The organism is Shouchella oshimensis, assembly GCF_004375095.1.
Classification (GTDB): Bacteria; Bacillota; Bacilli; order Bacillales; family Bacillaceae_D; genus Shouchella; species Shouchella oshimensis.
In genome coordinates, this window is record NZ_SNUX01000002.1 from 255,137 (window position 1) to 268,278 (window position 13,142).

Consider the following 13,142-nt stretch of genomic DNA (forward strand, 5'->3'; position numbering starts at 1 on the left):
GAGGAGTGGGTATTATGGCGTTTGCTTTCATGAAAGAGCTACTCTTAGAAGCAAAAAAAAATCGCTATGCAATCGGTCAATTTAATATAAATGGATTGCAATGGACCAAAGCAATTCTTCTTGCTGCTGAGGAAGAACAATCACCTGTTATCGCGGCAGCATCAGAGAGAATGATTGATTACTTAGGTGGATATCGTACAGTCGTTTCTTTTGTCGACTCTTTAATCAATGAAATGAATATAAAAGTTCCTGTTGTTTTGCATCTTGATCATGGTAGAAATGTTCAATCGTGCTTTCAAGCCATTGACGCTGGATTTAGTTCGGTCATGATTGATGGATCGCACCTATCGATTGAAGAGAATATTGCGATGACAAAAGAAGTTTCAGATTATGCTGTAAAGTTTGGTGTTAGTGTTGAAGCAGAAGTTGGGACGGTTGGTGGAACGGAAGATGGTGTGATTGGTGGCGTATCATATGCGAATGTCGATGAATGTGAGCGTTTAGTTACAGAGGCGAAGATTGATGCGTTAGCAGCAGCATTAGGTTCGGTTCATGGTCGTTATTATGGAGAACCTAAGCTAGGGTTTAAGGAAATGGAACAAATCTCAAAGGTGACGGATATTCCACTTGTGCTTCATGGTGCTTCAGGCATTCCAAGTCATGATTTAGAGCGAGCCATTCAGTTAGGACATGCCAAGGTGAATATTAATACAGAATGTATGATTGCTTGGTCTGATCAACTAAGGAAACAGTTGATTAAGCAACCGGATGCGTTTGAGCCTGCAACTTTATTAACCCCGGCCATTCATGCTGTTCAAGAAGCAGTACAGCAAAAGCTGAAGGAGTTCGGCTCAACTCACAAAGCCAATCTGGTTAGGTCGAAGTGTTAGAAAGGATGTTTGAAATGAAAAAGCGCATAAATATAGCGGTACTAGGACTCGGTCGTCTCGGTTATTCACATACGAAAAACCTTTTAACCGAAGTACATGGGGCAAATTTATATATGGTGGTGGACCCACTACCAGGCAGGGCGAAGGAAGTAGCGGGTGAATTTGGAATTGAGTTTCACTCTACCAACATTGAGGATGCTCTTACTCACCCAGGAGTAGATGCTGTTGTCATCGTAACTCCAACGAACACTCATGCTGAAATTATAAAAAAAGCTGCTTATTATCAAAAACATATATTTGTTGAAAAACCATTAACGTTAAATCTAGAAGAATCGGAAAAAGTCTCAGTGGCAGTGAAAAAAGCTGGTATTATCTGTCAGGTTGGCTTTATGCGTCGATTTGATCCGGGGTATGTTGATGCCAAACGTCGAATTGATAACGGCGAAATTGGGCGACCGCTCTATTTTAAAGCGTTCACAAGGGACCCGGGATCACCCCCACCGGAATTTATAAAGAGTAGTGGAGGTATTTTCGTTGATTGTTCCATTCATGATTATGATATTGCTCGTTACTTATTTAATACAGAGATTACCTCGGTTGCCGCTCATGGAAACGTATTAAAATATGATTTTATGAAAGAATTCAATGATCTTGATCATGGGTTGACATACGTTGAATTTGCAAATGGTGCCATTGGCGACATGGAAGTGTCTAGGAATTCTCCTTATGGCTATGATATTCGTGCTGAAGTCATTGGGACAGAAGGTGCTTTGTTTGTAGGCGATTTGAGAGAACAGCAGGTAACCGTATTGAACCAAGATGGAAGTAATTTTAAGGTGTTTCCTGATTTCCAAACAAGGTTCCGTGTGGCATACATTGAAGAACTGAAGCATTTTATCCACTGTATACAGGCTGGTGAAAAGCCGATTGTGGATGATAAAGATGCTACTCAAGATTTGCGAGTGGCTTTAGCAGCAACACACGCTTATCAAACAGGAAAAAAAGTTATTGTAGAAGAGTTTGCACCAGAAAAAACGCACCTATAAAAAGGAAGCGTATACATGCGCGCTCACCCTATTAGGTTGAAAAAGGGGGAAATTGGTTTTGAACGCTTTTGCGATAGCCACGTTTCTTTTTATTGTTGTGGCGATATGGATTTTTGCTTATCGAAAAAGTAGGACGATTGATAATTCAAGCTCAGAAGGGTACTTCTTAGGTGGTCGTAGCTTAACTGGTATTGTAATCGCTGGTACTGTAATTGGTACGAATCTCTCAACAGAACAGATTGTTGGTCAGAACGGACAAAGCTATGTTGCCGGAATGGAGGTAATGGCTTGGGAAGTAACTTCGGCGATTGCGATTGTCGCCCTGGCGTTAATTTTCCTTCCAAAGTATTTAAAGCATGGCGTAGATACGGTCACCGACTTTATAGAAGTACGCTTTGACAAAACCACAAAGAAGATTGCATCTGCCTTATTCATATTTACATACGTTGTATCTTTCTTACCTGTCGTTCTTTATTCCGGTTCCTTAGTGTTTAACCAAATCTTCTCTGTTGATGAAATGCTTGGAGTCGACCCACTTATTGCGATTGCATTCATTGCTGGTGGAATAGGGGTTGTTGGTCTTGCATACTTGATGTTAGGAGGATTAAGGTTAGCTGCATTTAGTGACACTATTTACGGAATTGGCTTACTTATAGCTGGTCTATCTGTACCAATCTTTGGTTTAATGATGTTAGGGAATGGAAATATGTTGTCAGGTTTTGAGACAATACGTCAAAATACGCCTGAAATGCTTAATGCGATTGGAGCAGTTGATTCTTCTTATGTACCATGGCCAACGTTATTTTTAGGGATGTTTTTTAATAACTTATTTTTTTGGTGTACAAACCAAATGATTGTGCAAAAAGTCTTGGCAGGAAGAGATCTTCGAGAGGGGCAAAAAGGTGCATTATATGTAGGTTTTTTCAAGATCTTCGGCGCTCTTTTTCTTGTCTTTCCAGGCATCATTGCGTTAAATATGTTCGGGGACGGCATCTCGAATTCTGATAATGCTTACCCAATGTTGGTATCTGCTGTTTTACCTGAATGGATGTTTGGTGTGTTTGCTGCCGTCATTTTTGGAGCCATTTTAAGTTCATTTATTGGCGCACTAAACGCTGCTTCGACACTACTCACACTTGACTTTTATAAGCCCATAGGAAAAGAGAAAACAGATAAGCAAATTGCCCGTGTTGGGAAGATTTTCACAATCGGTGTCGGTTTAACGGCAATCATTATTGCTCCACTCATTTCATTTGCACCTGCTGGTTTATATCATGTGGTCCAACAATTCAACGGTTTGTATAGCATGCCACTTCTTGTTATCGTGCTATTAGGGTTTTATTCAAAATATGCTACGCCTTTCGCGGCTAAATTTACATTTATCTTTCATGTCATTGTTTATGGAGCATCGCAGTTATTCTTAGATGTCCATTACTTATACGTTTTTAGTGTTATGTTCTTTGTTGACTTGTTTATTTTATGGGGTGTTAGTCGATTGCAAAAAAACACAACGCCGTTTGTATTCGAGACAGGCAAGCAAAAAGTGGATCTCACCCCTTGGAAGCATCGGTACTGGGTTAGTGCAGTTGTTGTCATCACTGTTCTTGGTACATACCTAATCTTTTCACCTTGGGGAATTGCACAATAGCGTTAAACCAGTAGTCTGATAGACTGCTGGTTTTTTTAGATTGAAACGTAATAGATTGATAGCGGTTAAGGGGATCAGTATAGTGTTTTAGCGTGTGCTATCCAATAGTGAGTCCAGTCCATGTGCATCAATGGAGCAATGAATAAACAAACGATCTTATATTCTCATCACATTAGGTTTGCTATTTCAGTGTTCCTGTTCTATCTCATTTTATGAAAGGTATTGATTTAATGACGTTACTCTTCATTTATTTTTTCGTGCGTCAATCTAAATGAAAGGCCCAATCAAAAACGGCTTTAAGACATAAAATACTTAGAAAGAATGGGTTTATGGGGATACAGCGGGAGGATACGACTAATCAAAGGTCTTACGAAGTTACATTCTAAAGTAAAAACCGTTCTTAAATTTGAAAGAAGGAAAGGGGAAATCTTAATGAATAACCATCAGCATCTAGTAGAGGTAGTTGTGGGGAGAATTTTAGATAAGTATAACGTCAATGTTTCCAAAGATTTATCTTTAAATGACCAAGCTAAAGTAAAGAGTACGGTTGTAGATATACAGTCAGAGGTTAATAAATTTTTGCAGAGCATCGATATGGACACAGTAGGCAAACCAGCAAAAACATCTTTTGATTCTAATAGTCTTGAAAAGAGCTTGTTAAAGGGAAATCTTACTAACGTTGGTCGTTCTCGTGAAGAGCAGGATTCTAGTGAATTTGGCAGTGGCACATCAGCTGAATCAAATGATTACTTTGAAAGACCGGCTATGATAACGCGGAAGCGTACACCGAATTCGTTTGTTAATCGCAGAAGGTTTTAAAACGGGTGAGTGTCTATCATGAAATTGCCCAAGCAAAAAATAGATTGTGACATAAAGTAAAGTAGACTATGAAGGAAGGGGTATTAGGAATGAGTGAAGAAAAAAGTTACGTTGAAGTTGAAGAAAAAGAGTGTAAAAAATGTGAGGATCACGAGTCTCACTGGAGAAACAATAAGCGTTGGTCAGCATTAGATCCAGAAGCATGTCATCCACTGGATAAAAATGGAGGTTCACCTACGCAAGGGGCATCACAAGTTAACAAGACATTGCAATTGTCTGAAGAGTTCATTTTAATTAAGGATTCTTGTGATGTAACAGTAAACTCTACTGATACGAAAGCAGCTCTTTCATTACAAGCATCTTTACAAACGGCTATTGCACTTGTTATCAGTATTTCAATTGCTGATAGTGAGAAAGCCGATAAAATCACGCAAGAGTTACTACAAAGCTCAAAAATTAAACAGCTAAACTACCAAAAAACAGTTGTTGAAAACTCTAAAAATGTTGATGTTACTACAACTGATACTCAAATCGCAGTGAACATTCAACTGTTACTACAAATCTTATTAGCTTTACTTGTAAGATTAGATATTTTGTAAAAATAAAAAGAGAGGGGAGATGGGTGCCCTCTTATACATAAGTAAAAATCTGTAGGAAAAGAAGGAGAAAATGAATCTATTTTTAGCAGTTCTTTTATCGTTTCCCTTCCAAGATCTCTCGCCTCTCTTTTTAAGCCGGTGGAAAAGTGAAAATCGTTATGTATAAATTTTTTATGTTGGAAAAACTTCACTTCATTCGATCGCCCTTGCTGGTTTGTTATACTAACAGATTACCATGCTAACATCCGTATCATTGAATTGTAGAAAGTTTATTTAGTAAGCAACATTTATCTTGTATTGTCACTTGTATTTTCATATGATGATATAAAAATTAAAAAATGAATGGAGGTAATAAAAACGCAATGGAAAAGGATGAGCAGCTATTTACCTTACTATTTGAATTTGAAGAAAAGCTTCAAAGAAATTTAGAATCAAGAGAAATTGATTTACTTCGGGACCTCGTGGTTAATAGTAAGTCTCCTCTCTAGCTCATCTTTTAATAGTTGAATGAAGTCGTTGTTTAAGTTGTCTAGAATAGACTTTTCAATTAAGTCGTTTAACAAAGTATCGCTAATATCTGTAATTTTCAATTAATTCACCACCTCTATACTTAACATTGTTCACTACCCTTTAAAAATAGTGTGTAAACCTATTTAATATAAAATTTTTAATTCTAAATAGTCTTATTTTAAAATTGCTCTACTAATAGGTACCGGTACCAGTTGGCCGAATTTTTGCTTATATAATGGCGTCAACTGAATACCCGCTTTAGACATCTGGTTCATTTCCTTAAAGATTTATTACCACTTCTGTCTACTAACTCTAACTTGTTTATGTATATAGCTCACTATTTACAGTTTCTAGACCCTTTTTACTCTTCAGCGTCTTTTATTTTTATGAAAGTGTTTCTTCGACAAGCTTCTTAGAAATAGTCTGAACTGAATCGCTGCAGAGTATTAGTTGTGATATAGACCGGTTTAAGAAATTCACAACAAGGGAATAGCTTCAAATAATTGTAAATGAATTTGTAATAGGAGTTGTATACACGTGAAAAAGATATGGGCATTACCTTTTATAATGGTTCTTTTTTTTAGTGTGCTTGCCGCCTGTAGTAATGACCAAGAGGCGATTCCTCAAGAAGGCAATGAGTCTACTGATGAGGAAGTGAATGGGACAGAAGAAACTGAAGTGGAAGAAGGATCGGGTCTAATTGAGCGAAATACAGATGACGATGAAGAGGATACAAATGGTTCTTCTCCAAACCTAGGTGAAGGTTCAACGGAAGATCAGATCGATTTAACTGTTGGTGATACGGGTACGATTGAAACAACCATTCAACACTTTGAATTGACTATCGATTCAGTGGCTATGGATTCGAATTTAGACGGGGAAAAGCCCGATTTGGATACGTTTATACTTGTCGATGTAACCATAAAAAATTTACATAATGAGCCTTTGAAATTAGAAGAAACGGTTGAAATTTTTGAAGTGACAAGTGATTTAGATGGTGGTGGTTACTGGCCGGTTTCTGAATTATACGATGTTGACGTGGATGAACTATCTGGCGAATTGTCCACTAATGAGTCAGTGTCTGGTCAAATTTTGTTTGAAAACAATGAAGGAGAAGAGCATTATATTCGAATTAGGAGTGGATTAGTTGCAGCTTCAGCTGTGAAAAATCAAGTCATTTGGACACTTCCTGCTGAGTAGCAGTATTAAAAGAAAGCGTTATGGTTTCTAAAGCACAACGTTTGCAGTATGCAACGATTGTGCTTTTTTCGTTCATTAAAAAAAGAGTTCAGTTTTGTTAACAAAAGCTAAAGAATCGGGACTTAAGTTTTAATTATATAAAGATTTTAATAAAACTGTTTATTCTGTGCGTTTTAGGAAAAAGAAGAAGAGATGTTGAAGCACACGACTGCTCTCCGATCAAAAATATAAAGGTACGGAAAGGAGCATATAATGTTTAAAAGGATTGATAGACTTCAAATTGATTTACCAGAATTAAAACAGCCTGATCCAGAGTCAGCAGGTGCCATTCAAGAGTTACTTGGTGGTCGGTTTGGAGAGATGTCCACCCTGAATAATTACATGTTTCAATCTTTTAATTTTAGAAGTAAAAAGAAACTTCGTCCTTTCTATGAGCTTATTGCGAGTATTACTGCTGAAGAAATTGGTCATGTTGAGCTAGTATCAAATACCATTAACCTATGTCTTGACGGCTCTGTTGGTAATGGTAGTACGAATCCGGATGATACGCCTTTAGACCCTGTGAAAGGTTTCGGAAATAAGTTTAATTTCATTTTAGGCGGTCAAAATGCTATACCAACAGATTCGACAGGAACACCTTGGTCAGGAGATCATGTCTTCTCTAGTGGGAATTTAGTGAATGACCTCCTTCACAACTTTTACCTTGAGTGCGGGGCTCGAACACATAAAATGCGCGTGTATCAAATGACAGATAACGAAACTGCCCGTGAGTTAGTGGGTTATTTGCTTGTAAGAGGAAGTGTGCATGCCGTTGCGTATGCGAGAGCCATTGAGGAAGTAACAGGAGTAAACATGATGAAATTACTACCTGTACCAAGCTTGGACAACTCAGCTTTTGACCACGCCAGAAAATATGAATCACTAGGTGAACATCGTAAGTTGTACCGTTTTAGTGACGACGATTACAAACTGTTAAATCGAATATGGACAGGTCCTACCCCAATCGGTCCTGAAGGTCCTCTTGAAGTAGTCGATGGTACACCGGAGGGTGGGGAAATTCCTGATTTAAATAGTGTTCCTGAAGAATTTGCACCAGGCTTTGATGAAGAACAATTTAGAGAGTTATCGAAGCGGCTAAGGTATGAAGCAGGATTATCATGATTGAGAAAGGCGCATGCAGTTGCATAGCGCCTTTTTCATTTACTATCACCTAGATGAAATCTGGGTCCTTATCTTTTAATAGCCTGTAACCCAAGGTGATAGAAGTAAACTACCGTCGCTTGTGTTAATCAATTGACCAACAGAAAGGCCAGTAGGGATATTCTGCGCTCTGAAATTTATTGGGGGTCCATCTTCAGTAGTCCCTAATCCTGTAGAGCGTCCTCCTATAGCCGATCCATTAATTTGGTTGTAAACAATGAAATAATAAACAACTGCGTCATCAAGAAATACTGGTTGTTGTAGTGGTAGTGAAAAAATGCCTCCTGATATTGTTGTAACAATATCAGTTGTTGCAATAATTGTCGCTTGATTGTTTGAGCTTGTGAGAGCAATTGCCATCTGATAAAGCCCTGTTCCACTACCAACTTGAATGATATAAGAGGCTAGGTTAGATACGATTGAGCCATCACCAAAAATAAGTGCCCCTATTGCTTGATTGTTCCCTGAGCCGGCGTTAAATGGAATCGTAACATTTATATCCCCTAATTTAACTGTTTCATAATTAATTGCTGTTCCACTGCTAGGTCCGGTAGGTCCAGTAGCCCCAGTTAGCCCAATGCCGGTGGGTCCAGTTACGCCAGTAGAGCCTTGGGGTCCGGTAGGTCCAGTAGGTCCTTGAGGTCCAACCGGTCCAGGGCCAGTGGGACCAGTCGGACCAGTGGATCCAGTTGGAGGGCCGGGGATGCCTTGAGGTCCAGTAGGTCCAGTAGCCCCAGTAGCCCCAGTAGCCCCGGTAGCCCCAGTAGCCCCAGTAGCCCCAGTAGCCCCAGTAGCCCCAGTAGCCCCAGTAGCCCCGGTAGCCCCAGTAGCCCCAGTAAACCCGGTAAGCCCAGTAGCCCCAGTAGTCCCGGTAGCCCCGGTAAGCCCAGTAGGCCCGGTCGGACCAGTCACTCCAATAGTCAATCCAGGGCCAGTCGGACCAGTAGGGCCCGTTATGCCTAAACAAGAACAACGCTTAGTTTGTTTGTTAAAATAGGAAAGATTGTTTTGACAAACATTGCATAGTTGAAGGTTTTTATTATTGAAATACTTCATTGTAGTTCCTCCTGACAATAGATAACGTATACTATGCAATGCTTAGTTTTTTTGATTTAACATCGTATTTTATTTGTTGAAAAAGCTTGTCATTTAGTAATCTTTCTAACGGCAGGATTCGTAAAACATGGGTAGATTTATTCTAAACGGATCACAATTCCCTCTTATTGGCCTCAATCACCTCATGGTCATCAGCAAAGCTTCCTGTGGCCTCTTTTTTCCTGTTTTCTACATACAGGGTATCGCGTATAATTGGTGGTTGGAATGGAGAGAGAACATGAAGCCAACTATACCATTGGGTTTATTTGAACTAAAAGAAGAGATGAAGCAACGGAAGAATCAGCGCATGACCATTAAAATGCGCTCGTTTATGAAGCGGATTGGTCAAAAAAGACGTACGGAGCTAATGGTTGCTACTGTGAACAAGCATTTAAAGCGTTTAAAGGTACGTGCGTATTCGTCTACAGGCACACAGTGGCATCGTTTGAAAATGGAAGAATGGGTTACTTTTTCTTTTCAAGAGGTGGAGCATTCTCCTCATCTCGTACAGGTGAGGACCAATGATCTTCCTTTTCGACTCTTTGTTCATCAAGAAGAAGCCCTGCGGCGGTTAGATGAGACCCCTATGCCGTTCTCGGGTATCTTGTCTATACCAACAGGCGGCGGAAAGACAGTCGTTGCTGTGCATTGGCTTCTGAAAGAAGGAGTCAATAGAGGGCGTAAAGTGCTGTGGTTGACACACCGTCATGATTTACTTGACCAAGCTTTTTCTGCAATTCGCACCCTTGCAACAAATGACTTAGTGAAAAAGGGAAAAGTCATTTCGTGCCGACTTATATCCAGTGACGAAACCCATGAGTCGGTAAAGGCTATCCAGTCAACCGATCAAATTGTTATTGGCACGAATCAAAGTATTGCAGGACAATTATCGTTGCTGCAAGAAAATTGGTTAAAGGCTAATGAGGACATATTGATTGTTGTTGATGAAGCTCATCATGCAGTGTCTGAAACGTACGAGCACATTTTAACGACAGTATCAAAAAAATCAAATCCTACTATTTTAGGTTTAACTGCCACCCCTTTTCGGACTTTAGAAGAAGAGAGAGGATTGTTAAAGAAACGGTTTTCAGATGATATTGTCTATAAACTAGATGTTGCAACATTAATTGCAAGAGGTATTTTAGCAGAACCGTTTTTTAAAGAGCTCAAAACTGGTGTGAAAAAACTGCCGACTTTATCGGTAGCGGATATTCAGCACATTCATACAGCTGATCGTTTGCCTCCAAAGGTGGAGGACTATTTGACGATTCACCAAGCGCGCAATGCGCTTATTGTAAAAGAGTATCGTTCTCATAAACACGTGTATGGTAAGACGCTTGTGTTCGCGATGAATCGTAAGCATGCCATTTTATTGACAAGACAGTTTATAGAGGCGGGCATCTCAGCTGATTATTTTATTTCAGGAGAAGAGAAGAAAGGAGAAGCGCTAAAACGGTTTAAAGACAATGAACTAGATGTATTAATAAACGTGAATATGTTAACCGAAGGAACGGACTTACCGGATGTTCAAACTGTATTTCTAGCTCGGCCCACATCGTCTGCTATTTTAATGACGCAAATGATTGGAAGGGCGATGCGAGGTGTTGAAGCAGGAGGAACGGCATCAGCACAGATCGTGCATTTTCATGATGAATGGCCAGAGACGATTTCTTGGATTACGCCAAATGAACTCTATCAAGATGAGGCAGCCGAAATGAAGCAACGGTTTGTTGAGAATCAAAGAGTGCCATTGACGATTTCAATTGTTGATAAGTGGTATAAGAGCCTGCCTAAAGAAGAAGCAGAAGCCCATCGTTTTGTTGAAACGATCCCTGTTGGTGTGTATTCATTTATAGACCCTTCCCAACGCCAGTCAATTGACATTCTTGTCTATGAACATTTGGCTACTGCTTATGAATCGTGGCTTGCCAACATGGTAGTAGTAGAAAAAAACGAAGTGGCTGCCATGCTAAATAGAACAGCCAAGTCTTATTTCCGAGAAAAACGACATACATTTGGTTTTCATGAACAAGATCTCGCAGCACTGTACCACTATTTTAGTAAAACGAAGACTAAACCAACGCTACGCTGGTTGAAAGACCGGGATAAAGTGGATATCACAAGACTGGCGGAAGAGATTACGCAAAGAAGGCTTTACGGTGAAGAGAAAAAACACTTCATTGATACTCATTGGAACGAAGAGCAATCGTTTATCGCGGTTTATTTTGGTTTTGATAAGCTTGAATTTCGTAAGCGTTTAGAGCTTGAACTTATTCGATTAGAAGAGCCTGAGTTATTTAGCCGAGTCGAATGAGTCAGTGTAAGTATGTTCTAGCCTTCTATTACAAAAATACCAAGAGAGCAACGGAGGCTCTCTTTTTTGCGTGGACAACGTTAAAGGAGATGATTCATTTTTCAAAAGATAGGTTTAGAATGACAAGTATTGGTAAATAGAGTAGCAAGAAGGAACGATAGGTTCTTTGGAAAGAGGTGACACGAAACGATGTAGCTAGGAATTGCGATGGAAAGAAATGAACACTATAGGAGGGGTTACGTGGCAAATAATCGCGGTGTTGTATACATGGGTAAAAAAGGTGTACAAGTACAAGATATTGAGTATCCAGAATTGGTGTTAAAAGATGGTCCAGGAGTTCCTAAAGCGAATGTCGGTCGGAAGTGTGAGCATGGTGTAATTCTAAAAGTCATCGTTACGAATATTTGTGGTAGCGACCAGCATATGGTACGTGGACGGACTACTGCTCCAGAGGGTCTCGTATTAGGTCATGAAATTACTGGTGAAGTGATCGAAGTTGGTAGAGATGTTGAGTTTATTGAGAAAGGGGATATTGTCTCAGTCCCGTTCAATATTGCGTGTGGTCGCTGTGTAATGTGTCAGGAGCGAAAAACGCATATTTGTTTGAACGTTAATCCAGAACGTCCAGGTTCGGCCTATGGCTATGTTGATATGGGCGGATGGGTTGGAGGGCAATCAGAATACGTCATGGTTCCCTATGCTGATTTTCAATTACTTACGTTTCCAAACAAAGAGAAAGCGATGGAAAAAATCCTTGATTTGACCATGTTAACAGATATTTTTCCAACTGGATTCCATGGGGCTTATACAGCTGGTGTAAGTATTGGATCAACCGTTTATGTAGCAGGTGCAGGGCCGGTAGGTTTAGCGGCGGCACATTCCGCTCAACTTCTAGGTGCGTCAAGTGTCATTGTCGGTGATCTTAACGAAGAGAGATTGGCACAAGCACGTAGCTTTGGTTGTGAAACAGTTGATCTTTCTAAGCATGATCGACTCGGGGAACAAATAGAAGCGATTTTAGGTGTGCCAGAGGTGGACGCAGCAGTAGATGCTGTAGGATTTGAAGCATCGGGTCATGGAGAGCATGGAGGTGAACAGCCGGCAGCGGTACTCAATGCAATCATGGATGTGACTCAAGCTGGTGGGAAACTAGGGATCCCAGGGCTTTATGTTACCGAAGATCCAGGGGCAACAGATGAAGATGCAAAGACAGGCTCGTTAAAAGTGCGGTTTGGACAAGGTTGGGCAAAGGCACATACATTTGTGACTGGGCAGACACCGGCCATGCAATATAACCGACAATTAATGAAGCTTATATTATCTGGCAAAGCTTCTATTGCAAAAGCTGTCAATGCCACCGTTATTTCTCTAGATGAAGCACCGGATGGCTATGCTGATTTTGATGGTGGTGCAGCGAAAAAATTTGTCATCGACCCGCATGGTACGCTTAATTAAAAGATTAAGGCTACAGCACCTGTCTTTTGTTGATTGCTTTAGAATGAAATCCGAGTAGGGAGATCTTCCTTGCTTGGTTTTTTTTTGGCATAATAAGAAGACGTAAAGGATAAAGGAGCGTTTTTAAATGAATCAACATGAGGCAAAACAGATAATAGAACAGTTGCGTAGTGGCGAGATAAAAGAAGTGGTTGTTACAAAAGAGCAATTTACTAGTTTTCGTGAGGCGTTAATGGAGCAAGAGGATAAAAAAGATTTTCGTGGAAATGCACAGCATCGCGGCGCTGTCATTTATACGTATCAACCTGGTTGGACGGCTTAAGAAATGATTCCGAACAAGGATTCAGTAAAGGGAAGTGATTCTCT

The 13,142-nt window shown here is 40.0% G+C and carries 12 protein-coding genes; 10 read left to right on the forward strand and 2 right to left on the reverse strand.

The window, feature by feature from the left end; genetic code table 11:
- The first annotated feature begins 14 nt into the window (after positions 1–14).
- From fba to E2L03_RS07440, 5 genes are all read left to right on the forward strand, one after another.
- On the forward strand, positions 15–890 hold the full coding sequence (gene fba, locus E2L03_RS07420; RefSeq protein ID WP_134258833.1) for a class II fructose-1,6-bisphosphate aldolase: 876 nt from the start codon (positions 15–17) through the stop codon (positions 888–890).
- A gap of 14 nt (positions 891–904) precedes the next feature.
- Positions 905–1,936 carry a Gfo/Idh/MocA family oxidoreductase gene (locus E2L03_RS07425; RefSeq protein WP_134258834.1) on the forward strand — a complete coding sequence of 344 codons (1,032 nt, stop codon included), beginning with the start codon at positions 905–907 and terminating at the stop codon, positions 1,934–1,936.
- Between the two features lie 58 nt (positions 1,937–1,994).
- Complete coding sequence (locus tag E2L03_RS07430) at positions 1,995–3,584, forward strand: solute:sodium symporter family transporter (protein ID WP_134258835.1); 1,590 nt, start codon at positions 1,995–1,997, stop codon at positions 3,582–3,584.
- A gap of 432 nt (positions 3,585–4,016) precedes the next feature.
- Complete coding sequence (locus tag E2L03_RS07435) at positions 4,017–4,403, forward strand: hypothetical protein (RefSeq protein WP_124741185.1); 387 nt, start codon at positions 4,017–4,019, stop codon at positions 4,401–4,403.
- An 89-nt stretch (positions 4,404–4,492) separates the two neighbouring features.
- On the forward strand, positions 4,493–5,002 hold the full coding sequence (locus E2L03_RS07440) for a spore coat protein (RefSeq protein WP_124741186.1): 510 nt from the start codon (positions 4,493–4,495) through the stop codon (positions 5,000–5,002).
- A 446-nt stretch (positions 5,003–5,448) separates the two neighbouring features.
- On the opposite strand, the gene sda is transcribed toward E2L03_RS07440, so the two are convergent.
- Positions 5,449–5,592 (reverse strand): sporulation histidine kinase inhibitor Sda, encoded by a 144-nt coding sequence (gene sda, locus E2L03_RS07445; protein WP_084167281.1) that lies wholly within the window; start codon positions 5,590–5,592, stop codon positions 5,449–5,451.
- Positions 5,593–6,049: 457 nt separating this feature from the next.
- On the opposite strand from sda, the gene E2L03_RS07450 reads away from it, so the two are divergent.
- Both E2L03_RS07450 and E2L03_RS07455 read left to right on the forward strand, forming a co-directional pair.
- A complete protein-coding gene (locus E2L03_RS07450; RefSeq protein WP_134258836.1) occupies positions 6,050–6,712 on the forward strand; it encodes a DUF4352 domain-containing protein in 663 nt (220 codons plus the stop codon).
- Positions 6,713–6,964: 252 nt separating this feature from the next.
- Positions 6,965–7,873, forward strand: a complete 909-nt coding sequence (locus E2L03_RS07455; RefSeq protein WP_197196489.1) for a manganese catalase family protein — start codon at positions 6,965–6,967, stop codon at positions 7,871–7,873.
- A gap of 75 nt (positions 7,874–7,948) precedes the next feature.
- Here E2L03_RS07455 and E2L03_RS20835 read toward each other — a convergent pair whose 3' ends face one another.
- Positions 7,949–8,968 carry a hypothetical protein gene (locus tag E2L03_RS20835; RefSeq protein ID WP_197196488.1) on the reverse strand — a complete coding sequence of 340 codons (1,020 nt, stop codon included), beginning with the start codon at positions 8,966–8,968 and terminating at the stop codon, positions 7,949–7,951.
- A 277-nt stretch (positions 8,969–9,245) separates the two neighbouring features.
- Between E2L03_RS20835 and E2L03_RS07465 the strand changes: the two genes are divergently transcribed.
- The 3 genes from E2L03_RS07465 to ykzS all read left to right on the forward strand — a co-directional run bounded on the left by E2L03_RS07465 (position 9,246) and on the right by ykzS (position 13,098).
- The gene (locus E2L03_RS07465; protein ID WP_166740215.1) at positions 9,246–11,321 is read left to right on the forward strand and encodes a DEAD/DEAH box helicase; all 2,076 of its coding nucleotides are present in this window, start codon (positions 9,246–9,248) and stop codon (positions 11,319–11,321) included.
- Between the two features lie 207 nt (positions 11,322–11,528).
- Positions 11,529–12,776 (forward strand): formaldehyde dehydrogenase, glutathione-independent, encoded by a 1,248-nt coding sequence (gene fdhA / locus E2L03_RS07470; protein ID WP_134258839.1) that lies wholly within the window; start codon positions 11,529–11,531, stop codon positions 12,774–12,776.
- A 127-nt stretch (positions 12,777–12,903) separates the two neighbouring features.
- Positions 12,904–13,098, forward strand: coding sequence for a protein YkzS (ykzS, locus tag E2L03_RS07475; RefSeq protein ID WP_038476255.1), 195 nt, complete (start codon positions 12,904–12,906; stop codon positions 13,096–13,098).
- The last annotated feature ends 44 nt before the right edge of the window (positions 13,099–13,142 follow it).